At 69.0% G+C, this 25,372-nt stretch carries 17 protein-coding genes and 1 pseudogene; 14 read left to right on the plus strand and 4 right to left on the minus strand.

From position 1 onward, the window contains the following. Positions 1-1,127 precede the first annotated feature (1,127 nt). From EDD92_RS29185 to EDD92_RS29195, 3 genes are all read left to right on the plus strand, one after another. The gene (locus EDD92_RS29185; RefSeq protein WP_399185473.1) at positions 1,128-8,888 is read left to right on the plus strand and encodes a DNRLRE domain-containing protein; all 7,761 of its coding nucleotides are present in this window, start codon (positions 1,128-1,130) and stop codon (positions 8,886-8,888) included. Positions 8,889-8,990: 102 nt separating this feature from the next. Beyond that, a complete protein-coding gene (locus EDD92_RS29190; protein WP_185124152.1) occupies positions 8,991-9,521 on the plus strand; it encodes an SMI1/KNR4 family protein in 531 nt (176 codons plus the stop codon). Between the two features lie 420 nt (positions 9,522-9,941). Beyond that, on the plus strand, positions 9,942-10,466 hold the full coding sequence (locus tag EDD92_RS29195) for a hypothetical protein (protein WP_123967087.1): 525 nt from the start codon (positions 9,942-9,944) through the stop codon (positions 10,464-10,466). A 459-nt stretch (positions 10,467-10,925) separates the two neighbouring features. Here the strand turns inward: EDD92_RS29195 and EDD92_RS29200 are convergent, their stop codons facing one another. After that, complete coding sequence (locus EDD92_RS29200; protein ID WP_123967088.1) at positions 10,926-11,645, minus strand: hypothetical protein; 720 nt, start codon at positions 11,643-11,645, stop codon at positions 10,926-10,928. 146 nt (positions 11,646-11,791) lie between these two features. After that, on the minus strand, positions 11,792-12,883 hold the full coding sequence (locus EDD92_RS29205; protein WP_123967089.1) for a hypothetical protein: 1,092 nt from the start codon (positions 12,881-12,883) through the stop codon (positions 11,792-11,794). A gap of 258 nt (positions 12,884-13,141) precedes the next feature. Here EDD92_RS29205 and EDD92_RS29210 point away from each other — a divergent pair, with 258 nt between their 5' ends. The 9 genes and pseudogenes from EDD92_RS29210 to EDD92_RS29250 all read left to right on the plus strand — a co-directional run bounded on the left by EDD92_RS29210 (position 13,142) and on the right by EDD92_RS29250 (position 20,160). Beyond that, a complete protein-coding gene (locus EDD92_RS29210) occupies positions 13,142-14,074 on the plus strand; it encodes a hypothetical protein (RefSeq protein WP_123967090.1) in 933 nt (310 codons plus the stop codon). A 186-nt stretch (positions 14,075-14,260) separates the two neighbouring features. After that, a complete protein-coding gene (locus tag EDD92_RS29215) occupies positions 14,261-14,683 on the plus strand; it encodes a hypothetical protein (RefSeq protein ID WP_260326820.1) in 423 nt (140 codons plus the stop codon). A 78-nt stretch (positions 14,684-14,761) separates the two neighbouring features. Next, positions 14,762-15,688: a L,D-transpeptidase family protein gene (locus EDD92_RS29220; RefSeq protein WP_260326821.1), complete on the plus strand. Its 927-nt coding sequence runs from the start codon at positions 14,762-14,764 to the stop codon at positions 15,686-15,688. Between the two features lie 158 nt (positions 15,689-15,846). After that, positions 15,847-16,464 carry an RNA polymerase sigma factor gene (locus EDD92_RS29225; protein WP_123967092.1) on the plus strand — a complete coding sequence of 206 codons (618 nt, stop codon included), beginning with the start codon at positions 15,847-15,849 and terminating at the stop codon, positions 16,462-16,464. Positions 16,465-16,542: 78 nt separating this feature from the next. Then, positions 16,543-17,319, plus strand: a complete 777-nt coding sequence (locus tag EDD92_RS29230) for a hypothetical protein (RefSeq protein ID WP_123967093.1) — start codon at positions 16,543-16,545, stop codon at positions 17,317-17,319. Positions 17,320-17,545: 226 nt separating this feature from the next. After that, positions 17,546-17,674, plus strand: a pseudogene (locus EDD92_RS29235) (hexameric tyrosine-coordinated heme protein); the annotation flags it as partial. Further along, positions 17,674-18,015, plus strand: coding sequence for a hypothetical protein (locus EDD92_RS29240; RefSeq protein WP_123967094.1), 342 nt, complete (start codon positions 17,674-17,676; stop codon positions 18,013-18,015). The pseudogene EDD92_RS29235 and the gene EDD92_RS29240, both read left to right, overlap by 1 nt. A gap of 400 nt (positions 18,016-18,415) precedes the next feature. Next, complete coding sequence (locus EDD92_RS29245) at positions 18,416-19,078, plus strand: RNA polymerase sigma factor (protein ID WP_123967095.1); 663 nt, start codon at positions 18,416-18,418, stop codon at positions 19,076-19,078. Then, positions 19,078-20,160, plus strand: coding sequence for a hypothetical protein (locus EDD92_RS29250; RefSeq protein WP_260326822.1), 1,083 nt, complete (start codon positions 19,078-19,080; stop codon positions 20,158-20,160). The genes EDD92_RS29245 and EDD92_RS29250 overlap by 1 nt, the downstream gene beginning before the upstream one ends. 209 nt (positions 20,161-20,369) lie before the next feature. Here EDD92_RS29250 and EDD92_RS29255 read toward each other — a convergent pair whose 3' ends face one another. After that, positions 20,370-21,218, minus strand: coding sequence for a L,D-transpeptidase family protein (locus EDD92_RS29255; RefSeq protein ID WP_123967096.1), 849 nt, complete (start codon positions 21,216-21,218; stop codon positions 20,370-20,372). Between the two features lie 229 nt (positions 21,219-21,447). Between EDD92_RS29255 and EDD92_RS29260 the strand changes: the two genes are divergently transcribed. Then, positions 21,448-23,046, plus strand: coding sequence for a methylmalonyl-CoA mutase (locus EDD92_RS29260; RefSeq protein WP_123967097.1), 1,599 nt, complete (start codon positions 21,448-21,450; stop codon positions 23,044-23,046). Positions 23,047-23,287: 241 nt separating this feature from the next. Further along, positions 23,288-23,929 carry a hypothetical protein gene (locus EDD92_RS29265; RefSeq protein WP_185124153.1) on the plus strand — a complete coding sequence of 214 codons (642 nt, stop codon included), beginning with the start codon at positions 23,288-23,290 and terminating at the stop codon, positions 23,927-23,929. Between the two features lie 15 nt (positions 23,930-23,944). On the opposite strand, the gene EDD92_RS29270 is transcribed toward EDD92_RS29265, so the two are convergent. Then, positions 23,945-25,369, minus strand: a complete 1,425-nt coding sequence (locus EDD92_RS29270) for an FAD-dependent oxidoreductase (protein WP_123967099.1) — start codon at positions 25,367-25,369, stop codon at positions 23,945-23,947. Between the last annotated feature and the right edge of the window lie 3 nt (positions 25,370-25,372).

The following is a 25,372-nucleotide window of genomic DNA, read 5'->3' on the forward strand; positions in this document are numbered from 1 at the left end:
TGATTACAACTCGGGCCGCCATACAGCTATTTCACAGAATCCGGTCCGGGGAATCCGGTCCGGAAGTTCGGCGTGCCCGAATTCGGGACGCCGCATACGAAAGGGCGTTGGGCGTGAAAGTCCGATATGGGAGAGCGATCTCCTGCCTTGTCGTGTCTGCGGTGGTGAGTACCGCCCTACCGCAGATCGCCTATGCCGTACCCGAGTCCGGTTCCGGATCCGGCGGCCACGGCAAGGGCATGGTCGACACCGTCAAGGGATGGTTCGGCGACGACGATGACGACAAGCTTGCCGAGCCGCCGTCCCACGACGAACTGGACGTGGCCGACCGGCAGAAGCTGCCGAGAGGGAAGAAGGCGCCCAAGGCCCACCGGGTCAAGGAGCTGAAGAGCAGGCGCACTTCGACCGCCCGCTTCTGGCAGTTGTCCGACGGCCGTGTCGAGGCGGAGCTGTCCGCGGTGCCGACCTCCTACCGTTCCGGAACGGGCAGGAAGGCGTCCTGGAAGTCCATCGACACGGCGGTCCGTGAGTCGAGGGCCAAGGGCTACGAGTTCGCCAACACGACGAACAACGGCCGCAGTTGGTTCGGCGGAGACAGCAACCGGCTGGTCCGCTTCCAGTCGCCCGACGGACGCTCGGTCTCCCTCGGCCTGGACGGCGCGAGCCGCGGGCTGAAGCCGACGGCCAAGGGCTCCACCGTCACGTACAAGAACGCGACACAGGGCGCCGACCTGCAGTACGCCGTCGGCCCGGGCCGGGTGAAGGAGAACATCACCCTCTCGAAGCGCCCCGACGCCCCGCTGAAGTTCACCTTCACGCTGGACACCCAGGGCCTCACCCCGAAGGCCCGCAAGGACGGCTCGATCGCGCTGTACGGCGAACTGCCGCACACGCCCGAACTCGTCATCCCCGCGCCGTACATGACGGACGCGAGGAAGGCCGACAGGTCGGTCTTCGGGAAGACCTACAGCACCAGGGTCACCCAGAAGCTCACCCGGGACGGCACGTCCTGGAAGCTGACGGTCACTCCGGACGCGAAGTGGCTGGCGGCCAGGGAACGCCAGTACCCGGTCGTCATCGACCCGACGATCACCATCGCGCCCTCGCCCACCGACTCCCAGGACACCATGGTCCTGTCGGACCAGGCGACGACGAACTTCAACACGACCTGGAAGCTGTCGGCGGGCAAGACCGACACGGGCATCGCCCGCTCGCTGATCAAGTTCCCGCTGAGCGAGATCCCGTCCGGCACGAAGATCGACTCGGCTCGTCTGGAGATGTACTTCGACCAGGCGCACACCACCAACGCCAACGACGTCACCATCGGCGCCTACCGGGCGACCGGGGCGTGGGACGAGACGTCGGCGACATGGAACAGCACCAGTTCGTACGTCGGTGAGCTGTCCGGCACCAGCGTCCAGGTGGACGACGGGGACACGGGCACCACGGCGGCGACCGGCACCTGGCCGTCGACGTCGTCCTCGTCCGGGATCGGCTCCGACTACCGCTCCAACAAGGACTCGGTGGCGGGGGACACCTACACCTGGCAGCCGAAGCTCCCGGAGACCGCCTCGTACCGGGTGGACGCGCACTACGTGGCGGGCACCGACCGGGCCACCAACGCCCCGTACACGGTGACCGGCAGCGGCGGCTCCACCACGTACACGGTCAACCAGCAGTCCGGCACGGGCGGTGTGTGGGCGTCGCTGAACGGCGGCTCGCAGATCGACTTCTCCGCCGGTACGACGGGCAAGGTCGTCCTGAAGGACGGCCCGGCCTCGACGTCGACGTCGGTGATCGCGGACGCGGTGCGCTGGGTGAACCCGGCGACGATCGTGAAGAACGCCGGCGAGTACAACCAGTGGCACAAGTTCCCGGTGACGGACACCGTGCAGCAGTGGGTCAGCGGCACCTCGGCCAACAACGGCTTCATCCTGAAGGCCACGGACGAGTCGTCGACGGCCCCGACCGGCGGTCCGCGCTACGAGTCCGGTGACGGCGACTACGGCGGCGAGACGGCGACGATTCCGCGGCTGACGGTCACCTACGGCAAGGTCGGCACCACGCTGAACTCGCCGACCGTGATCCATGGCACGGGTCCGGAGCTGTCCTGGAAGGCGTACTCGAACACCACGGGTGACCCGAACCTGGACATCGCCGAGTACCAGCTGCACCGCTCCACGCAGCAGGCGTTCACGCCGTCCGCGGCCACCCTGGTGGCGCCGATCGACAAGGCGGCGACCACCTATACGGACACCACCGCCACTCCGACCCCGGACAGCTACACGGCCGGCGAGATCGGCAAGTCCTACTACTACCAGCTGGCGGTGAAGACCAAGGACGGCCAGCTGCTGGGCTCGCCGACCCGCATCGTGGGCGTCCCCAAGGCCGGCCGCACCATGCGGCTGATCCAGGGCACGACCGGCGTGACGGACACGACCCTGTCCTCCGGGCAGCCGACCACGAACGAGGACACCATCGCCTCCTTCGGCGTGGGCCAGAAGTGGCTGGAGGTCGGCAACAACTCCACCACCTACGGCAAGGCCCGCGCGGCGATGAAGTTCGACACCGCCGCCATCCCGACCACGGCGACCGTGCTGAACAGCACCATGTTCCTGTGGGGTGCGGAGACGACCACCGGCACCAACGGCGCCATCTACGAACTCCACGGCCTGACCAAGGACTTCGCGGAGACGTCGGCCACCTGGAACAACGCCACGTCCACCACGGCGTGGACGACCGCGGGCGGCGACTTCTCCTCGACCGTCTCGGACACCGTTCCCTCTGTCTCCGAGGTCGGCCGCCACTACTGGGACGCCACCTCGCTCACCCAGGGCTGGACCAAGACGCCGACGTCCAACCACGGTGCGCTGGTCAAGCTGAAGGACGAGACGAGCACGGGCCCGCAGGAGCGCACCCTGTTCCTGGCCTCGGAGGCCTCCGACTACCAGCTGGGCCCGCTGCTGCGCGTCATCTACGTGGACTCGACGACCGACGACACGTACTACGCGCCGCAGACCCCGGCCCGCATGACCCCCAACTCCACCTACACGGTGGACTTCACGGTCACCAACACCACCAGCGCGTCATGGGCGAGCGGTGAGCGGGTGCTGTCGTACACCTGGAAGCTCCCGGACGGCACGGACGTGACGACCGGCGGCAACCAGGCCTCCACCGCCATCCCGGCGCTGGCGCCGGGCGCGTCGGCGACCGTCAAGGCCACGGTCAACACGCCGATCAACTCGGACTCCGGCAGCAAACGCACCAACTACGTGCTCGGCTGGGATGTCAAGAAGGTCTCCGACGGCAGCTGGCTGTCGGCCACCAACACCACCATCCAGCCGCTGAAGCAGAACGTGGCGGTCGAGGACCCGACGTCCGACTCGCTGGGCCTGGAGAAGTTCTACTCCTACACCGGGAAGAAAACGGGTGCCGGCTCGACGGTCATGAACAACCTGGCATCGGGCAACAGCGTGTGGTCGTACAACGCGTTCACGAACCCGGGCCGCGGTCTGACGACCTTCGCGCGCTTCGCCTACAACTCCCTCGACACGTCCGACACGGTCTCGGGTGCGGGTTGGTCCGCACAGCTGGCCGGGCCCATCCGTCTCGGCGCGCCGCTGGACTTCCACCCCAACCCCGTCGCCAACGCGACGGAGATCCGCCTGCCGGACGGCGACGGCACCACGCACGTCTTCACCAAGCAGGCGGACGGTACGTGGAAGGCCCCGGCGGGCGTCCACTACAAGGTCACGATGAAGTCGGGCCTGGACTGCACCCCGGACAAGGACCCGGTCCCGGACGCGTGGACGCTGCTGCGCCCGGACGGCACCCGGTTCCTGTTCGGCTGCGACGGCTACCTGACCTCCGCGGTCGACAAGAACGGCAACACGCAGACCTACACGTACGAGGAACGCAAGTCCAACAACAAGCCGACCAAGTTCCTCACCTACATCACCGACCCGGCCGGCCGGCAGTCGCTGACGGTCGACTACTACAAGAAGGGCGACGCGTCGTACGACTACATCGACGACACGGGCGCCAAGGTCGCCGGCACGAACCTGACCAACTCGAAGATCTACGACCACGTGAAGTCGATCACTGACATCTCGGGCCGCAAGATCTCCTTCTTCTACACGACGAAGGGCCTGCTGGGTCAGTTCACCGACGGTGACGGCTCCACCCAGCCGAAGGTCTTCAAGTTCACCTACGACGCCACCCAGGGCAACAAGAACGTCAAGCTGGTCAAGGCGACCGACCCGCGCGGTCACGCCACGCAGCTGGCGTACTACGCCCCGCAGACCGGTGACGATCCGAAGTACCACTGGTGGACGAAGACGATCACGGACCGTCTGAACGGTGGCACCGGCTTCGCGTACGCGGCCGACACCGCGAACACCAAGTTCACGGACACCACGGTCACGGACGCCGAGACGCACGCCGCGAAGTACGTGACGGACGACTTCTTCCGGCCGGTCCAGACGACCAACGCCAAGTCCCAGACCACGAAGATGAGCTGGGACGCAGACAACAACGTCACCTACGTGGAGGAGGACAACGGGGCGAAGACCGCGTACTGCTACGACCAGAAGACGGGCTACCCGCTCTGGCAGCGCGACGCGGAGAACAATAAGACGGGCGTACCGGACCAGACGACCACCTGCGTCTCCGACACCACCAAGTGGCCGGCGAACGCGGCGAAGTTCGAGTACCAGACGCGGGCAGACGGCTTCTCGGCGGACCTGTTCCGCAAGACCTCCCCGGAGGGCCGCGCCTGGCAGTTCGGCTACGACAGCTTCGGCAACGTCAAGACGGTCACCGACCCGAAGGGCGTCGCGACCACGACGACGGGTGACTACACCACGTCGTACAACTACGACTCCTACGGCGAACTGACCAAGGCCACCGACGCCAACAGCCACGCCACGACGTACAGCGGCTTCGGACCCACCGGTTACCCGACGACTATCACGGACGCCAAGTCCAACGCGACGACGTTCGTATATGACGAGCGCGGCCAGGTCACCTCCGTCACCGACGCGCTTGGCAAGACGACCACGCAGACGTACGACACGTACGGGCGTCCGCTGGTCAACACGGTGCCGAAGGACCAGGCGGCGGGCACTCTGATCACGACGCCCGCACCGGTGTACGACGCCAACGACAACGTCACCACGTCGACGGCACCCAACGGCGCGGTGTCCACGGCGGTGTACGACAGCGCGGACCAGATCACGTCGGCGACCGGGCCGGCGAACAACCTGACCGCCCCGCGCACTTCGACGTACATCTACGACAAGGTCGGCAACCTGAAGACGACGACCGAGCCCAAGGGCACGGCGACGACGACGGATGCGACCGACTACGTCACGACGAACAACTACGACGAGATCTACCAGCTCACGTCCGTGGTCAACGCGAACGGTGACAAGGTCTCGTACGAGTACGACAACGTCGGCAACGTCACCAAGGTCATCGACCCGAAGAAGAACGCGACTACCGACACGGCCGACTACACCGCCAAGACCGACTACGACCTGGATCACCGGGTCACGGTCGTCACGGATGCGGCCGGCAAGACCACCAAGAAGGGCTACGACAAGGACGGTCTGGTCACCTCGACCACCGACGCCGAGAACAACACCACCACCGTCACCTACGACGAGCGCGGCAAGCAGACCGAGGTCAAGGTCCCGCACGAGGGCACCACGACCCGGTCGACGAAGTACGAGTACGACCAGGTCGGCAACACCACCAAGGTGATCACCCCGAGGGCGATCGCCGCGGGCACGACCACGGCGTTCACGGCGCGTACCGAGTACGACGAGTTGAACCGCCCGGTCAAGCAGTACCAGCCCTACGACCCGGCGGACTCCCGCTACAACGACCCGAACGTCTACACCGAGACGACGTACGACAAGGTGGGCCAGGTCGCCAAGACCTCCCTGCCCCCGTCGGACGGTGAGACGGTCCGCAACGACACCACCTACACCTACTTCGACAACGGCTGGGCGAAGTCGTCCACCGACCCGTGGGACATCACCACCACCTACGACTACAACGCGCTGGGCCAGCAGACCAAGCGGACCCTCACCTCGGCGGGCGGCTCCTCCGACCGCACGATGACCCGGGACTACTACCCCGACGGTTCGCTCAAGTCCCGTGCGGACGACGGCGTCCCAGTCGGCAAGTCGGTCGTCCTGGTGGACAACTCCGACACCCAGAACACCTCCAAGACCGGCACCTGGACGAAGGGAGACGTCACCGGCCAGCAGGGCTACAACCATGAAACCCACGCGGCCGGCACCGGCGCGGACGCCTACACGTGGACGCTCAACATCCCCAAGGACGGCACGTACGCCGCGTACGTGAAGTTCCCCAAGGTGACGGGCGCCGCGACCACGGCCAAGTACACCCTGACCTACGACGGTGGCACGGTCGACAAGACGATCGACCAGAACGCGACCGCGAACCAGGGCACCTGGGTCTCGCTGGGCTCCTACGCCTTCAAGCAGGGCAACGCGGCCAAGCTCCAGCTGTTCCAGAACAGCGGCGGCACTGTCGTGGCCGATGCTGTCAAGCTCGTCCGTGACACCAGCGGCGACCCCGCCGACACGGAGAAGGACAACTTCGCCTACTCCTACGACCTCAACGGCAACCTGACATCGATCGACGACACCTCGTCGACCGCGAAGATCGACAACTACACGCTCACCTACACGGGCCTCAACCAGGTTCAGAAGGTCACCGAGAACCTGGTCGGCGCAGAGAAGAAGGCCACGTCGTACACGTACGACGCCAACGGCCTGTCAGACACGATCACGCACTCGGACCAGTTCTCCAAGTACACGTACGACCTGCGTGACCTGGTGAAGACGGTGTCGGTCGGCAAGACGCCCACGGACGCGTCGCCGAAGGTGGCGTCGTACACGTACACCGACCGTGGTCAGAAGCTCCAGGAGACCAAGGCCAACGGCAACACGGTCGACTACACGTATTACCTGGACGCAGCGCTGAAGTCGACGACGGAGAAGAAGCCCAACGGCACGCTCGTCGACTCGCACACCTACGCCTACGACCCCAACGGGAACAAGTCGCAGGACGTGGCGAAGAAGATGAACGCCGACAACCACTCGGCGTACCTCGACTCCACCACGGACTACACCTACGACCCCGCCGACCGGCTCAAGCAGTCGACCAAGAGTGGCAACGGCGCCGGGACGGAGACATACGTCCACGACGCCAACGCCAACGTCATCAGCCAGACCGTCAAGGGCACCCCAACCGCCTACAACTACGACCGCAACCGGCTGCTCACCGCGACGACATCGGGCAGCACGGCGAACTACAACTACGACCCGTTCGGCCGCCAGGAATCGGTCACCTCGGGCGGCCAGATCATCGAGCGGAGCGTGTACGACGGCTTCGACCACGTCGTGGAATCCCAGAAGCGGGACGACACGGGTGCGATGAAGTCGACCACGTACGCCTTCGACCCGCTGGACCGCACCACCTCGAAGACCGCCAACGGCAAGACGACGGACTTCGAGTACCTGGGCCTGTCCTCCGACGTCCTGGACGAGAAGGTCGCCGGCACACTGACCAAGTCGTACCAGTACAGCCCGTGGGGCGAGCGCCTGTCGCAGATCAAGCACAACAGTGACGGCACGACCGAAGATGGCTACTACGGCTACAACAGCCACTCCGACGTCGAGACGCTCACGGACAAGAACGGTGACACGCAGGCGACGTACGGCTACACGGCTTACGGCTCCGACGACGCCTCCGACTTCACCGGCATCGACAAGCCGGACGCGGCCGACCCGACGAAGGAGGCCTACAACCCATATCGGTTCAACGCCAAGCGCTGGGACGCCCAGTCAGGCACGTACGACATGGGTTTCCGTGATTACAGCCCCGGTCTGAACCGCTTCACCAGCCGGGACATGTACAACGGTGCCCTCGCCGACATGAACCTCGGCGCCGACCCCTACACCGGCAACCGCTACGCCTTCGGCGGTGGCAACCCCACCAGCATGGTCGAGCTCGACGGCCATCTTTCCATCGGGGGCGCGATCAGCGACATCGGCAGCGCGCTCGAGAGCGGTGTTGAAGCGTTGGAAGGCGCCCTGTCGGGCACCGCTGAGGCTGCGGCGAGTACTGCGGGGAGTGCGGGCAGCCTGCTGAGCCGGCTGAGTCCTTGGGGCATCGCGGCATCCGTCTTCGCGTATGCATCCAAGCCCACGGCGACCGCGCCCGGGGGCTATCTGTCAAAGCCCGGCGCCAAGCCCGACTACAGCAAGGGCCTGTTCGTCACGCCGGAGGAGGAGAACGAGTGGCAGCCGGGGGCCGATCTTTACCCCCGGACCCAGGACGACTGCGGAAAAGGCAACACCTTCGTCTACTACAGTCCTCTCGACGACAAGGGCAGGGCGCAGGGCGTTCAGGCCTGTCTCAACGACGGAGATTTCACCTACGTCGATGAGTGGACTCAGAAGACTGGGGAGTTGAGCAATGACTCGGCGATTGTCGGCAGCCCGGTACCGCGGCCACAGCGGGATTACCCAGAGCTTGACCCCCCCGGCTTCCGAAAGGGGATGAACCGTGCGCACCTCCTGGCCAACCAGCTGGGTGGAACCGGTACGGACAGAAGGAACCTGGTCTCCCTGTGGGCCACGCCCAACAACTCCCAGATGAAGAAGGTGGAGAACAATGTGGCCCGTATGGTGGCTGCCGGTCAGACCGTGTACTACCAGGTCAGTGCTCATTACACGGGAGGAAATGGAGCTCCCGACTATCTGAGCATCACCTGGTCGAACCTGACCACAGGAGCAAGCTCGGGTGGGCCGATAACCATCTGGAACACCCCGACGGGCGTCAAGCCCTGACCCGTCGCCTACCGTAGGGAGGTCACGGGCGGGCGGCGCATTGCTCACCGCCCGCCCGTACCTCCCGCTTCTGCTCTCCTCTTACGCACGAAAGGCCTTGATGTGTGGGTTCAGCGGCTTCTGGAATTCGTCGGACGGGAGCCTGCTGGCATCCCTGTCGACTGGGAGGCGACCGAAAGGGAAATCGGTGCTCCACTGCCCCCGGACTACAAAGAGCTCTACGAGGCTTTCGGGGGCGGCCTCTTCAGTGACACGGTGACCTTTCTGGCGCGCGACGAGGGTCAGGTGTTCGACCTGGTGACGCAATGGCGGGCCGCTCTCGCCTCCGACCGGGACCCGGACCTCGGCGACGTGTCCGCCGTCACTCCGTACAGGATTTACGAGCCGGGCGGTGAGGGGCTCATTTCGTGGGGATCCACGGAATGGGGCGACGAATACTTCTGGCTCATTGATTCTTCGGAATCGGGTAAATGGCCGATCCTCGCGCGGTCCGGTGATATCGATCAGTGGCACACCTTTGACATGTCAACCTCGGAATTCTTGTATCGTGTCCTGACGGACGCCGACTTCCGCCCCTTCGGGATTGCCCAACACGCCCTTGGAGCGACATTCGAACCTGGCTACACCCTGTGACGGCAGGGCCCCGGCGTTTGCCCGGCTCGCCCGAAGCCGGGTCGGTTGATCTCGGCGGCGAGCCCCGGGTGGATTGCACTGCCGAACCTCTGCATGTGACCGGGGTCGAAGTCGCTGGTCGGTAGACCGGTCCGCCTTTGGCCCGTCGGGCGCACCGCTGCCCGCAGGGACCGGCCGGCGTCAGTGGTCACGCAGTAACAACGGGTCAGTGAATGACCGTGAGGGCAGTGCGTCGTACTGGCCTCGGTATTTCATGACGATCCGTTGGATCTTCTGGCACGGGCCGTTCGGCCTTGTAGTACGAAATCTAGGCGACAGCACCGTCCCCTCACCGCAAGTGTTGGCCGCCTCATCCGGCGCGGCTGTCTATCCCTGGGGCTATGTGGCCGGGCAGTAGGCGAAGGGAAGAGAAGAGACACCATGGACAGAGTTGACGAGATCATCTCCGCCACTCGCTGGGAGGCGTCACAGCGAGATGTGGACTGGGATGACCTCGAGGAGCAATTCGGGACGCAACTCCCGGCGGACTACAAGAAGCTCTGTGAGGCGTTTCGTCACGGCGCCTTCAGTGGGTACCTGGAGTTGCTGCCCCCGAATGCCGTCGACTCCTACGGGCTGCTGGGGCGATGGAAGTCGCAACGGAGGCGCCGCGAGAGCGGTCAGCTCAGCACGCTCTTCGACCCCTACGACGTGTTCGACGCAGGCGGCAGCGGACTCATCCTCTGGGGGAACTCCCTCACGGAGGACCAGTACTACTGGCTCGCCAACACTTCAGCATCCCCCGAGCAATGGCCGATCGTGGCCCGAACCGATCCGTTGGAGGACTGGCACCGTTTCGACATCTCGACCACGGAATTCATCTACCGCGTTCTGACAGATCGCGACTTCCGCCCGTTCTCCACTGCGGGAAAGGTGGAGCGTCCGTTCTTCGAGACGTACGAATGATGTAGCGGGCAGCGGAATCTCTGCCGCCGCTCAACCCCTTGAAAGGCACCGCTGTGTGAGTTGAGCGACTGCTGGAATCCGCCGCCTGGAAGTCGTCTGATGTTTCCCCTCCAGCACCCCCGCCCGCGACCGGGAACACCAACACGGCCGCGGATGTCCAAGGCAATGAGCCGGCGCCCCCCATCGGGCACGGGATGACCCCGCAGGATCGGTGACACGGTTGCTCGGAGACGGCAGCCCGCTCAGAAGTCGTAGCAGGAGTAGGCGCCGTCGGCCCGCGGGCGATCCGGTCCGAGCTCCAGCAGTGGAGCATCGGCCCGACGCGGTACAGGGACGCGCCGCCGGCCAGCAGGACAAGGACGGCGAGCCCGGCGGTCACGATGCGCATGGCCGTCATCCGCCGTACGAGCCACCAGGCCCCGGCGACCGCAAGCGCCCCCAGCCCCAGCATGACGGCCGCTATCGGGGCGGTGTTGTTCTGGATCCCGGGAAAGCGGTCCGGGTGCGTGGCGTGCTGGACGGCGGCGAAGGCGAAGAAGAACACCAGCAGCCCCAGCAGCAACAGTCCGGCCGAGCCGACCCCGCGGCCGACGGCCCGGCCCCGGCTCCGCGGGCTTCCGGGCGCCCCGGCATCGTCCGCGCGCACGAGCCGCCGGTCGAGGACCGCCCGAAGCCGGTCCACTTCCTCCGGGTCCGCCACGGCCTCCTTGGGCGGACGGCGAAGCCGACGGCGGACTTGTCGGCGCTCAGAAGCACGAACAGCTCCGGCGTCTCGACATGGCGCGAGTAGAAGTGCCAGTCGTGGCTGGCCGAGCTGTGCGCGGTGGTCAGCCGGAGCCCGGTGTCGTCGACCGTCCCGCGGATGTCCCCCTGCCGTTCGGCGAGCCGGTGGAAGCGGCGCGCCTGCAACCGCGGCACCGCGGTCTTGAGGGCGACGAAGACCACCAACCCCGCATACATCGGCCATGGTGTGTCCCGGTGGCCGGAGCCGGTCGACGACAGCAGGGCGCCGACGGCCGCGACCGACAGCGTCCGGATCAGCGCCCTGCGCTGCAAGCGTCCCGCGCCGGTGCTCCGCGCGCGTGCCCGCAGTGCGGACGCCGATTCGCCGACGGTCGGCCGGCAGGCCGGCTCCACCGGTCTTTCGGCGACCGCGTCCGTTTCCAGGCCCTCGGCCATGTCCCTTCCCCAAGTCGGTGATCAGCCGGATCGTAGAGGCTTTCTCGGCCGCCGGCTCTGGTAGTTGCACCGCCGCGATGCCAGGGCCCGCCGGTCATACGCCCGACGGGCCCCGCGCCGGCCCGGTCTCCCCGGGCTGCTTCTCGTCACAGGCCCTGAACCCAGGGCTTTCCGCTCGGGCTCGTGGTGATGCGGTGGGCGGTCCAGGCGCCGTCCTTCGTCTCGCCGACGGCGATGGCGCCGCCCGCCGGGATTTGGGCGATCTGCGGCTCCGCGGCGGGCAGCAGCGTCTGGGCGGCGCCGCCGGCCAGCGGGGTGGCCAGCAGCGGTCCGCCGGGACCCGGCGCCGTGCCGTACGGCGGGCGATAGGAGGTGAGCAGCCAGTCACCGACGAGGCCGACGAAGGCGGTGCTCGTGCCGTACTGCGGGACCGTCACCGCGGTCTGCGCGCCGGCCGCGTCGTCGCGGCGTACGACCCGGGCCTGGCTCGCGCCCTCGTGGTACACGGCGATGTGCGTCGGGGACAGCGCCGCCTGGAGATAGAGCGGGTCGTCGTCGGTCGCGTGGGTGCTGATCGTGGTGAACGCGCCGGTGGCGAGGTCGAGCAGGCCGATCGTGGTCGCGTGCCGGAACCGGATGAGCGCTGACGTGCCGTCACCTGCCAGTACCGTCTGCTGCTTCTCGAAGAACTGGCCCTCGGGCGGGTCCACCGCGATGTCGCTGGTGATCGCCCCGGCGTCCGACACATGGAGGATGTGGAGGCGGACGGCCTGCCACACATCGTTGTACTCCTGCGTGATCAGCGTGGAGTCGAAGGCGGCGGCGACGTACTGCCCGTCGGGCACGGTGACGTCGGTCGTCGCGCCCGTCGCCTGGTTCTGCAGCCGGGCCTGGCTGCCGGCGTACTGCTGGGAGGTGAGGACGGTGTCGCTGCCGCTGCCGTAGTACCCGTACTGTCCCGGGAGCGCGCCGCTGTAGCCGTCGAGCGTCCGCTCGCTCCCGTCGTAACCGCGCCAGGTGGACGGCCCGGCCGAGCCGTCGGTGTTCGCGCGGCGGTGCACATAGCCCGCGTTCCCGGCGGTGTAGAGGGAGTCCTGTACGTACTGCACTGCATCGGTGGTCTGCGAGGAGGCCGACACGCGCGCGGCACGCGCCTCAGGGGCGATGGTGACCACGGTTCCGGCGGCGAGGGTGAGTACGGCCAGCGCGGTGGGCAGGAGCAGGTGTCGTTTCGGCATGCGGACCTCCAAGTGGTGTGCGAGGGACGGCAGTTGGGGTGTCGTCCGACGAAGGCGCGCGAAGCTAACACGGCAGATAATCGTGCGTCTATTCGAATGGCATTCCGGGCAAATACCTCGAATCCTGGCCGGGTGAATGCCCGTACGGGACAAGCTGATTGGGTTTGCTTCCGTTCGTCCGCGCGCTCGCGGTGGCATTCGAGGCCGTTGTATAACGGGCCGCTCTCGAATCCCCGTTCCCTTTCGGAGGGTGACCCTGTGCTGTCCGGAACCCGAAGACCCCTCCGCCCGAGTGGGCTCCACGCCCTCGGTGCCGTGCTGGCCGCGGCTGCCGTGGCCGTGTCGGGATGCTCCCCGCACGACGGGAAGGGGGCGTCTGCCGAGCGGTCTGCTACCGCGAAGGCCGGGGCGGCGCGATCCGAGTCGACGCGTACGTCACGCCCCACGCCGAAGCCCGTTCCACCGCCGAGGACCGCCGCGCAGTTCGTCGCGCGGGCGCGGCAGGCCGTGGGTGCCGAGAAGGGGTGGACATTCGCCCTGCGCGGCAGCGAGTCCGCCGTGATGCAGGGTCAGGCACCCTCCTCCGCCACGTACGCCGCGACCGTGCACCGGACCACCGCCCCCGCGGCGCTCCAGCAGAACGGCACGATCACCACCAGTAAGGGCGAGCGCAAGCCCGAGGTCGTGTACGTCGTCGGCGGCACCTGCTACGTCAAGGAGGGCGCCGAGGCGTGGAAGAAGGGGCCGCTCTCCGACCCCGACATCGCTGACGACGTCGAGGATCCCGTGGCCGAGCTGGACGCGTTCGGGGCGTACGCCAAGAGTGCGACGGTGAGCCGTACGGGGACGGGCGGCGGCGACATACGCCTTCAAGTCGCCGCCTCTGGCTGGCAGTTGTCGGCGGCCCGGAGCCGTCCCGCGCTGAAGCGGGCGGTGCGGGAGGTGGGGCCCACGCTGGCTCAGTTGCGCAAGGCCGGGGTGACGGCGACCGACGGTCAGATCACGCTCAAGAGCTTCACCGAGACGTGGGAGCTGGATGCGGAGCACGGGTATCTGCCCGCCTCGCACCGGTACGCGTTCACGTTCCTCGTGCCGTTCCAGGGTGGGGACATCACGGTGAGTCAGGAGGTCCGGGCCGACAACCGTGGGGTGTTCAACGGGAGCGTGGCCCTGCCGTCCGGTGCGCAGTGACCTCTGCGACGCACGGCGAGGCAGGAAGGTTGTACGCCTCCTGTGACCTTCGTGTGTGGCATTCCGCACTCCTCTCACCCGTGATGTTCAAGAGCCGGTACGCGCTTGGTCAACGGGGGGAATCGGCTCCGTGTTCTCCCTGATCCGAGCGGATCCGAGTGAAGGGGGAACAGGCTCATGGGGGACATGGACAGACGCGTGCCGAGCGCGGACGAGATGCGGTCGTACGCCGCGGCCCTCGTCGCGCGCGTCACCGCCCGCAACCGGCTGCCGCTGGACTACTCCGAGCGCAGCCTGCGGGTCGTCGACTTCCTGATCGACGGGCTTCGCAAGGGCGGGGCCGACCGGGAGCGGGCGCGGGAGACGTTGTACGGGCTCGGGGCGTACCTCGGTGAGGTGCTGGTGCGCCGAGCGGGAGCGGTGTGGGTGGACTTCGACGCCGACCAGCGCGCCTACTTCGGCCAGCCGGTTGGCGTACGGATGCCGGACGGGCGGGTGTGGAACCCCCTCGGCAAGGTCCTCAACCGCTTCGAAGCGGGCGGTCCCGAGGACTCCCTGCAGCGGTTCTATCTGATGCTGCACGGGCGGGCCCGGAGGGTCGTGGCCTGACGGCCGGTCACACATAGTCCGCTTTCACACTCTTTTTCGCCCATCTCCAACTGACTTCACCCATCGAAGGGTTACTTCGTGCTGCCCTCTTCCCGTTCCCGTTCCCGTTCCCGTATCCGTATCCGTACGTGCGCTGTCGCGCTGGCCGCCACCGGCACCCTGCTGCTCGCATCGGCCTGCGGGCATCAAGGGCAGGGCGGCGGAGAGGCGGCGCAGGCCGAGGAAGGCCGCCCGGTGGCAGAGGCGTCGTCGGCCGCCGCATCCGCGACGCCGAGTGCATCCGGTACGGGCTCCCCGTCGGCCTCCGCCTCCCCGTCGGCGAAGGCGAGGAAGAGCGCCACCCCCTCACCCGCCGCCACGGCCTCGGCGAGCGCCCGGCAGGAGACCCGGGCGCCGTCCGCCTCCAGCACCCCCGACTTCCCCGTCCCCGCCTACCCCGGCGATGCCACTCAGCTCATCACCGTCAAGTCCAGCGGCTCCTACGCCACCGTCACCGCCTGGGCCAAGGGGTCCGCCGGCTGGAAGGCGCAGTTCAGCACGGCGGCCGGGCGGGTCGGGTCCAACGGTGTCGTCGACGGGGCGACCCGGCGGCAGAACACGTACACCACGCCGTCCGGGACGTACACGCTCACCGAGGGGTTCGGGGTCGAGGCGGGCGGGACGAGCATGCCGTACACGGTGGTGAACTCCAGCCACTGGTGGGTGGAGGACCCGGAGTCGAAGTTCTACAACTCGATGCACACCGCCGCCGGTGCCGACTTCCCGCTCACCGAGAGCGGCGATCGTGGCAGTGAGCACCTGGTCGATCATCCGGTGCAGTACGCCAAGGCGCTCGTCATCAACTTCAACCGGTGGCCCGCCACGCCCGGCCGCGGTGCCGGGATCTTTCTTCACATCAACGGGCAGGGCGCGACGGCCGGTTGTGTGTCCGTGCCGCGGGCGACGATGGAGCAGATCATGGCCTGGATCAAACCCGGCGCCCATCCGCGCATCGCGATCGGCTGAGGGGCGTGGCACACACCGCACACCCGCCGCATCCGGCGGACTGTGACACTTCCGTGACGGCAGACGCTGAAGATCGTGGGGGCGTGCACACGGCCGGACGTGTCGCGCAGTGCGGGTTCGGTACGGCCCGCTTCGCATTCGCACGAACGAGGACAGTGTTGGGCCAGGGACGGGAACCCCGCCGCGGGCAGGCGTTCGACGGGGAGCTGGGCGCGGCCGTCGCGCGGGCCCAGGAAGGCGACGAGGTGGCCTTCTCAGTCGTGTACCGACTCGTGCAGCCCGGGCTGCTCGGCTATCTGCGCGGGATCGTGGGCAACGACGCCGAGGACGTGGCGTCGGACGCCTGGCTGGAGATCTCCCGGGATCTGGGGCGGTTCAGGGGCGACGGGTCCGGCTTCCGCGGCTGGACGGCGACCATCGCCCGGCACCGGGCCCTGGACCATCTGCGCCGCCAGAAGGTACGGCCCCGGTCGTCGGCGCTCGAACAGGACGTACTGGAACTGCCCGGCGCGCACAGCACCCACGAACAGGCGCTGGAGGCGCTCTCCACGCAGCGCGCCCTGGAACTGGTCCGCAGCCTGCCCCGCGACCAGGCCGAGGCCGTGCTGCTGCGCGTCGTCGTCGGCCTCGACGGCCCCGCCGCCGCCCGCGTCCTCGGCAAGCGCCCGGGTGCGGTGCGTACCGCGGCGCACCGGGGGCTGAAGGGCCTCGCCCGGCGGCTCGGTGTCGCAGGTGTGACGAATGAGGATCCCCGGACGCTGGGGGAGTCGAAATGAACGACAACGGCGGCATGAACGTCAAGGGCGGCAGAAACGGTCACGACGGCCGGCCGTCGGACAGGGATGGATACGGACATGGGTGAGCGGCAGAGCGACGGCAGTGCCCGCGGCCGTCGGCGCGTGCACCCCGACGGCATGGCGGTCGGCGCCGAGAGCGGTCCGGCCGGTCCGGCGCTGGAGCTCCTGCTCGCCGCCGCCATACGCGAGACCGCTCTCGACGCCGAGGGCGAGCAGCGGGCGGTGGCCGCCTTCCGCGCCGCCCGTGACGCCGGGGTGCACCAGGCACGGACCAGGCGCCGGGACGACTGGCGGCCGCGCGAGCAACGGCGCACGCGCCGCTCGCTGAAGGCCACCCTGACGATGGCTCTGGCGAGCCTCACTCTGGGCGGCGTCGCGGTCGCGGCGATCGGCTCGGTGCACTCCTCGGACGAGGACCACGACAACCGTCAGCAGCCCGGCCCGTCGGCCACCGCGCCGGACACCTCCGCCGGGCAGGCGTCCCAGGGGGCCTCCGGCACACCCGGCCGCGCCGACCCGTCCGACCGCCCGTCCACCGCGCAGGACACCGAGGCGCACTGCAGGGCCTACCAGGCGGTCAAGGGCCACGGCAAGGCGATGGACGCGACGGTCTGGCAGCGGCTGATCGAGGCCGCGGGCGGCGAGCAGAAGGTCGCCGCATACTGCGCCGAGCAACTCGCGCAGGCGGGTTCCGGGAGCAAGCCGGCCCGTTCCGGCAGCACGAAGAAGCCTGATGATGCGGGCAACTCCGGCGAGGGCGCGGGTGGCGCGAACGGCGGCTCGGCCAATGACCAGGGGAACGCCGGCAACGCCACGGGCGGCAAGGGCAACTGACCCTGCACGGCCGCCGACGGCAACACGGCCGTGGCCGCCCCGGCCCGTCGGCGCTGCAAAAGGCCTATGAGCCGGCCTATGAGCAGGCACTTCCCCCCAGCCCGCGGACAGCCGGAGCGCGGCCTGACCAAGGACCAGTGTCCGGCCGGTGCATCCGGCGAAGCCGTACCCGGCCGGGCTGCCGATGCGGTAGGCCAGCACGTCGGGGAAGAGGAAGGCGGTCACTCCCTCCCCGTGGGCGCGCGGCAGGCTGCGCCCGGTGTACGCCGAGAATCCGGACTCACTGATCGCAATCGGACAGGTTGTGGCGCCTGAGTTCGCCACCATCGCAGCTGCGAACAATTACTGGCGCTGATGCGCGGTGGACGGGCATCGGCTCCCGGAGTCGACGAGGAGGAGCGCCAGGAGGCCGAACGGGTGCTGGGCGAGCGGCCCGCCGCGACTGGGGCGGTCCCGTCATCCTGCGTCGGCCTCCGTCTGCGTCGCGTCCAGCCCACGGTCGCTCTGCTGACCGACTTCCTCCTGGCGGCGGGGCTGATCCGGCTCGCCGCGCAGCCGTCGTGGACTTCGCCGGCCATCGCCGCGGTGACCGTCGCCGTCAGGATGCCGGCCAACGCAGGGCTCCGTGCGACGACTGCGGCCCACCGGGCGATCGTGGAGGTGCCGGCCATTCCCGAACGGGACGGTTCCAGGTGATCACCGAGCGTGACATCGACCACATCATCGCCCGCTCAGTGGGTCGGGGGCGACCTCGCCGGCCCCGGGCGCTGACCGCGCCGTCCCGACCCGGCGGAGCAGGTCTCGCACGAGACGGCCGGGGCCGCCACCCCCCACAGGAGAGGCCCCGGCCGTCGCGCGGTCGGGCCGCGCGGCGGCCCGTACTCTCTACAGCGCCGTGAGTGCGGTTTCTGTCACACCCCGGGTACAACGCACCCTCATCAAGGTGGTTGCATGTTGTACGGACATGGACGAGCAGCGGTTTCAGGTCGTAACGTGCCTTTCGCGCCGGGCGCGGAAGACGGATGACCATGACGACGGATGCTCATCACAGCGATCGGCGGCCTCGACGCCGTGACCATCTAACGAGGAACGACTGTTGCTGGGGGACGACGCGGAGCTGACCGCCGCGGTGCTTGCGGCACAGGACGGGAACGAGACCGCGTTCCGGACTGTGTACCGATCCGTGCATCCGCGGCTGCTCGGGTACGTCCGCACGCTCGTCGGCGACCCGGACGCCGAGGACGTCGCGTCCGAGGCCTGGCTGCAGATCGCCCGTGATCTCGACCGGTTCAGCGGCGACGCGGACCGCTTCCGCGGCTGGGCCGCCCGGATAGCCCGCAACCGCGCGCTGGACCACATACGGATGCGCGGCCGCCGCCCCGCGATCGGCGGCGACGAAACGGAACTGACCGGCAGGGCCGCCGAGTCCGACACCGCCGGTGAGGCCATGGAGTCCCTGGCCACCGACCACACCCTCTCGCTGATCGCCCGGCTGCCGCAGGACCAGGCCGAGGCCGTCGTGCTGCGCGTGGTCGTGGGCCTCGACGCCAAGACTGCCGCCGAGACGCTCGGCAAGCGTCCGGGGGCCGTACGCACGGCGGCGCACCGCGGTCTGAAGCGGCTCGCGGAACTGCTCGGCGAGGATCCGGAATCGAGCGGTGGCCTGGACGGGCTGCCGCCCCAGAGGGAACCGCGCGGCCGCGCGGTGACGTCCGCGAGTGTGACGCAAAGCGTTGCGCGGACGCAGAAGGACATGTGATGGCCGACGAGCGCTGTGCCTTTCCGGGGGATTCGGAGTCCGCCGACGGCTTCGCCGCGGACCCGGCCCCCGCCCGGTGGCTGGACCGCGAAACAGCGGAGCTCCTGCTGCGCGGAGAGTCACTCGAAACTGTCGATGCCGCCGCCCGCGACCAGGCCGAACGGCTCGCGAAGACCCTCGAAGGGCTGATCGTCGAGCCCCCTCTGAGCAGCGCGGAACTCCCCGGCGAGGCCGCCGCGCTGGCCGCCTTCCGAGCGGCCCGGTCCGGCGCGCTCCCCGAGCAGGCCGCCGCCGGCCCCCACCGTGCCCGTCCCCGGACCCCCGATGCCGGGCTCGTGCGCATCGGCGGCTTGGCCCCGGACCCCCGGCGCTCCCGCTGGGGCCGGCCCGCGCGCTTCGGGCTGACGGCCGTACTGGCCGCCGGCATGGTCGGCGGTGTCGCGTTCGCGGCGACGACCGGAGTGCTCCCGACGCCGTTCGGCCACGACGAGCCCCATCCCGTGGCCTCCGTCTCGGTCGGCGCGAGCCCCGACCGTCCGCTGGTGTCGCCCTCGCAGAACAGCGCCTTGGGCGACCCCACCCCCGACGGCTCCAGCTCCCCTTCCGCCGGCCCGACGACCCCGCACGGCCGTGCGGACGGCGGCTCCTCGGCCAAGCCCGGCTCCGGCTCCGACGACGGGCGGGCCACCGGCGGCGGCTGGTGGCTCGGGGCCCCGTCGGCCTGCCGCGACGTGCGCGACGGCAGGGAACTCACCGCCGACCGCAGGCGGGCCCTGGAGGGCGCGGCGGGCGGCTCCGGCGCGGCCCGCGTCTGGAAGTACTGCAAGAACGTCCTCGCCGGCACCGACGGCGCGTCCCGCGGCGGCGACGACAAGGACGGCAAGGGCAAGGGCGGACAGGGCGACCAGGGCCATCAGAACGGCAAGGGCGGCGACCAGGGGGACCAGGGTGGTGACGGCGACGGCCATCACATAGCCCCCGGCAGCCCCACCGTCACGCCCTCCCCTCTCCCGCCTCTTCTGCCGAGGCAGCTGGTGACCACGCCGACCCCGTCGCCGAAGCCGCCGTACAGCGCGCTCTGACCTGCGGTTTTGCAGCTCGCAAAATTTTCTTTGGCCTGCCAGTAACGTTTTCGGCCCCACCCGCGCAGTACTGAGTGAGCCGACTGGTCATCGGCCGTCGCACAGAGCCGGGGTTCCCCCCGTACCTACGGCTCGTGCATCGGCGCGGGCGGGACACGTTCCCCCGGTTCCGCCCGCGCCCCACTCTCCTCATCTCCCGGCTCAGGGACTCACCGGTACACGACGACCTTGTCGCCGTCGGTCACCTGCGCATACAGATCCGCGATCGCCGTCTCGTCCCGGACGTTGACGCAGCCGTGCGAGGCGCCGGCGTAACCGCGGGCCGCGAAGTCGTACGAGTAGTGCACGGCCTGACCGCCGCTGAAGAACATCGCGTACGGCATGGACGAGTCGTAGAGCGTCGACCAGTGGTGGCGGGACTTCCAGTACACCTGGAAGACGCCCTCGCGGGTGGGCGTACCCGTCGCGCCGAAGCGGACCGACATGGTCGACACCGTCCGCCCGTCGATCATCCAGCGCAGGGTGCGGGTCGTCTTGTCGATGCACAGCACCCGCCCGGTCAGACACCGCGGATCGGCAGGACCGGCGGGCTGACCGCCCATCAGGTACAGCTCCCACTTCCCGGGTTCGTGCGTCATCCTCAGCAGCCGCTGCCAGGTGACGGTGTCCGTCTCCCCGGTCCTCGGCAGCCCGCGCTTGTCCTGGAACCCCCTGACCGCGTCCTCGGTCAGGTCGTCGTACGTCCCGGTCGGACCGTCGTAGAGCCAGGCGACCTGACGCAGCCGGGCCTGGAGTTCACGCACGCCGTCCCCGGAGTCGCCGCGGGACCACAGCACGGCCGGGCCGGCGGCCGAAGGGGACGCGCTCGGCTTGTCTCCGGAGCCAGAGCCGGAGCCCGAGCCAGGCCCGCTGGAGGGAGCCTTGCTGCTCGGCAGCTGGATGTGCACGGGCGAGTGACCCTTGCCGTCCGTGCCCTGCACGGTGCAGCCGCACACGCTGACCAGGGCCGCGAGTGCCGCTCCAGCGGCGATCGACCTCCCCCTGCCTGTAATACGCACTTGCGACCCCCGTCGTCCTCACCGATGGAACCGTCAGACCCGCGCGTCACCTGAGATGCTGCCCGCGGATGACTGGTTGCGAACGGCGGGGCATGGTTGTGACGGAGACCGCAAAAGCGCTGTGAGGAAGCTCCCAGCGTGCTCCCCTCCACCGGCTGCACGCGCCCCGCTACAGTCCGCAGGAGGGTCGGTCCGTACTGGCCAGTAACTCAGCGGGAGGCATCACACCATGGCGCGCGAGTCGGGCAGTGCTCGATCTACTGAGAGTGGACTGCCCATCGAACCGGTCTACGGCCCCGAGGACCTTGCGGGCTGGGACCCGGCCGGGAAGCTGGGCGAGCCCGGCCGGTACCCCTTCACCCGCGGTGTCTACCCGTCGATGTACACGGGACGCCCCTGGACCATGCGCCAGTACGCCGGTTTCGGCACGGCGACCGAGTCCAACGCCCGCTACAAGCAGCTCATCGCCAACGGCACGATGGGTCTGTCGGTCGCCTTCGACCTGCCGACCCAGATGGGCCACGACTCCGACGCTCCCATCGCGCACGGCGAGGTCGGCAAGGTCGGCGTGGCGATCGACTCCGTCGAGGACATGCGGGTGCTGTTCGGCGGCATCCCGCTGGACAAGGTCTCGACGTCGATGACGATCAACGCCCCGGCGGCCCTGCTGCTGCTCATGTACCAGCTGGTCGGCGAGGAGCAGGGCGTCCCGGCCTCCCAGCTCACCGGCACGATCCAGAACGACGTGCTGAAGGAGTACATCGCGCGGGGAACGTACATCTTCCCGCCGAAGCCCTCCCTCCGGCTGATCGCCGACATCTTCAAGTACTGCAAGGCCGAGATCCCGAAGTGGAACACGATCTCGATCTCCGGCTACCACATGGCCGAGGCGGGCGCCTCCCCCGCGCAGGAGATCGCCTTCACCCTGGCCGACGGCATCGAGTACGTCCGCACGGCGGTCGCCGCCGGCATGGACGTCGACGACTTCGCGCCCCGGCTCTCCTTCTTCTTCGTGGCCCGTACGACGATCCTCGAAGAGGTCGCCAAGTTCCGTGCGGCCAGGCGTATTTGGGCCCGCGTGATGAAGGAGGAGTTCGGCGCGAAGAACCCTAAGTCGCTGATGCTGCGCTTCCACACGCAGACCGCGGGCGTCCAGCTGACGGCCCAGCAGCCGGAGGTGAACCTGGTCCGGGTCGCCGTCCAGGGCCTGGCCGCGGTCCTCGGCGGCACGCAGTCGCTGCACACGAACTCCTTCGACGAGGCGATCGCGCTGCCGACCGACAAGTCGGCGCGTCTGGCCCTGCGTACCCAGCAGGTGCTGGCCTACGAGACGGACGTGACGGCGACCGTCGACCCCTTCGCGGGCTCGTACGTCATCGAGAAGATGACGGACGACGTGGAGACGGCCGCCGTAGAGCTGATGGCCAAGGTGGAGGAGCTGGGCGGCGCGGTCAACGCGATCGAGCACGGCTTCCAGAAGTCCGAGATCGAGCGCAGCGCCTACCGCATCGCCCAGGAGACCGACTCCGGCGAGCGGGTCGTGGTCGGCGTCAACCGCTTCCAGCTGGACGAGGAGGAGCCCTACGAGCCGCTCCGCGTCGACCCGGCCATCGAGGCCCAGCAGGCGGAGCGCCTGGCCAAGCTGCGCGCGGAGCGGGACCAGCCGGCGGTCGACGCCGCCCTGGCGGCCCTGAAGAAGGCGGCGGAGGGCGAGGACAACGTCCTGTACCCGATGAAGGACGCGCTGCGGGCCCGGGCGACGGTGGGCGAGGTGTGCAACGCGCTGCGCGAGGTCTGGGGGACGTACGTGCCCTCGGACGCCTTCTGAGCTGGGATTTTCAAGGAACCGGGGAGCGGGCCGAGGCGTCTTTCGGAGACACATGGCCCGCTGTCTCGGGGAGGCTCGGATGAGGTTCGGGGAGAGGCCGCGCGAGAGGTTCCCGCGGTCGAGGGAAGACGTACGGCAGCCGAAAATCGAGCCGGACCCGCATGCGCCCGGGGGCGCGGAGCTGTATCGAGGCCCCGAGTCCCGCCTCCCGATCGAACGGAAGCCACGATCGAACTTCGAAGTGGCGGCCTTCGAGGTGGGCCCACTCGCCGACGCGAAGAAGGCCCTCGAGAAGGCGCACTCCCGGCTCGAGGCCATCAAGACCCCGCTGACGCTCAAGGAGGTCAACGAGCAGGTCGAGGACCTCGCGATCACGTTCCACCGATTCGGCAGGGCCGGCCGGTCGCCCATCGCCGTGGCGTATCCCCTGGAGCCCGAGGGACCCACGGGCTACGACGTGGCGTCGGCGGCCATCACCGCACTGCACGGCCATGCCGAAGCGGCCGCCCTGCAGATGGTCCACGCGGGGCTCAAGGGCGACGACAGCCTGGTGGCGGGGGCGGCCCGGTGTGTGATCCGCGGCTTCCTCATCCACCTGATGCCGACGTCGGTGATCGGCAGCGCCATCACGATGCTCGCCGAGGCGGTGCGGGGCATCAACGCGAAGACCGAGCTGAAGGAGATCACCGAGGCCAAGGACTTCTTGGCGACGCAGGAGCTCGCGGAGTGGCTCCGGTACGCGAAGACCGCCGAGATCGTCCACGGGCCGTCGTTGCTGCCCGACGATCCCGATCTGACCTCCTTTGACCGGCCCTTCGAAACACCGCTGGAGGCGGTACGCGAGCCGGATGATCCGGGCGACGCCTTCTCCCTCGACTTCTGAGCTTGGTACCCGCCCCTACAGGGCGAGCCGTGTCACGTACTCCAAGAGGCCACCGTCCGTTTCGCCGGCCCAGCCCACGTAACCGTCCGGGCGTACCAGGAACAGGCCCGTCCCGAGCGTCGGCTGGGCCTCGCCGCTGACCACGTGTACCGATTCCGGCAGCTCCGGGGGTGCCACTCCCACCGCGACCAGCGTCCAGTGCGGCCCGCGCAGCGCATCGAAGAGGCGTACGTCCCCAACGGTCGTGTCCGGCGCGCGGTCGCCCGCCCGGATCGTCCCCGCGTCCGTCCGCGTCTCCGCCGTCAGCGACGACTCCCGGTAGCCGAGCCCGAGTTGGACGGTCGCCGCACCCCGCTTGACCTCCCCGCGGTGCACGCCCGTGGAGATGCCCAGCATCTGGGAGGCGATGGGCCGCCGCTCCTCCTCGTACGTGTCGAGGAGCGCGGCCGGAGCCCCGCCCGACAGCACCGCGCCCAGCTTCCAGCCCAGGTTGTAGGCGTCCTGGACGCTGGTGTTGAGGCCCTGGCCGCCGGCGGGGGAGTGCACGTGCGCCGCGTCACCGGCGAGGAAGACGCGCCCGCTCCGGAAGCGGTCGGCGAGGGCCGCGCGCGGGCGGAACTCCGAGGCCCAGCGGACCTCCGTCACGTCCTCGGGGGCGAGGTGCGAGCGCGCGGCGGCGACCTTGCGGATGCCGTCCAGGGAGACGTCCACCGCGGTCCCCTCGGGGAACTGGGCGACCAGCTGGAAGTCCTCCGTACCGGCGAGCGGGCAGATGGCCATATACCCGTCGCCGTCCCCGCGCGGCGGGAAGACGTGCCAGTTGTCGCGGTCCAGGCCGGTGATCCGGACGTCGGACACCAGCACCGGCTTCGGGTCGACCGTCTCCCCGGTCATGCCGATGCCGAGAGCGCGCCGTACGGCCGAGCGTCCGCCGTCGGCGGCGACGACGTACCGGGCGCGAAGGCCGGGCCCGGACGCGAAGCGCACGCTCACGCCGTCCTCGTCCTGGTCGAACCCGACCACCTCCCGGCCGAACTCCACCCGTCCGCCCAGTTCTTCCAGCCGCGCGAACAGGATCTCCTGGGTCCGCCACTGCGGCACCATCCACGGCTCGGTGAACGCCGAGTCGCCGGCCGCCTCCTTCACCTCGTCCGCGTCGAACATCCGGTGCTCGCCGACCCGCTCGCCGTCCTGCCAGATCATCCCGACCGGGTAGCGCCCGCCCGCCGCGAAGATCGCGTCCAGCACCCCGAGATCCTCCAGGACCTCCAAGGTGCGCGGCTGCAGACCCTTGCCGCGAGAGCCCGGGAACAGCCCGTCCGCCTTCTCCACGACCAGTGCGTCCACGCCCCGCCGGGCGAGGTCGACGCCGAGGGCCAGACCGGTCGGGCCCGCCCCCACGATCACGACATCGATCACGGCATCCGAAGCACGACTCATGAT

The organism is Streptomyces sp. TLI_185, assembly GCF_003814765.1.
Classification (GTDB): domain Bacteria; phylum Actinomycetota; class Actinomycetes; order Streptomycetales; family Streptomycetaceae; genus Streptomyces.

Bases quoted from the DNA above. Each gene is read 5' to 3' on its own strand.
- EDD92_RS29185 (WP_399185473.1), top strand. From the start codon at position 1,128: ATGGTCCTGTCGGACCAGGCGACGACGAACTTCAACACGACCTGGAAG.
- EDD92_RS29195 (WP_123967087.1), top strand. From the start codon at position 9,942: ATGGACAGAGTTGACGAGATCATCTCCGCCACTCGCTGGGAGGCGTCA.
- EDD92_RS29200 (WP_123967088.1), bottom strand. From the start codon at position 11,645: ATGGCCGAGGGCCTGGAAACGGACGCGGTCGCCGAAAGACCGGTGGAG.
- EDD92_RS29205 (WP_123967089.1), bottom strand. From the start codon at position 12,883: ATGCCGAAACGACACCTGCTCCTGCCCACCGCGCTGGCCGTACTCACC.
- EDD92_RS29215 (WP_260326820.1), top strand. From the start codon at position 14,261: ATGGACAGACGCGTGCCGAGCGCGGACGAGATGCGGTCGTACGCCGCG.
- EDD92_RS29230 (WP_123967093.1), top strand. From the start codon at position 16,543: ATGGGTGAGCGGCAGAGCGACGGCAGTGCCCGCGGCCGTCGGCGCGTG.
- EDD92_RS29240 (WP_123967094.1), top strand. From the start codon at position 17,674: ATGCGCGGTGGACGGGCATCGGCTCCCGGAGTCGACGAGGAGGAGCGC.
- EDD92_RS29250 (WP_260326822.1), top strand. From the start codon at position 19,078: ATGGCCGACGAGCGCTGTGCCTTTCCGGGGGATTCGGAGTCCGCCGAC.
- EDD92_RS29260 (WP_123967097.1), top strand. From the start codon at position 21,448: ATGGCGCGCGAGTCGGGCAGTGCTCGATCTACTGAGAGTGGACTGCCC.
- EDD92_RS29270 (WP_123967099.1), bottom strand. From the start codon at position 25,369: ATGAGTCGTGCTTCGGATGCCGTGATCGATGTCGTGATCGTGGGGGCG.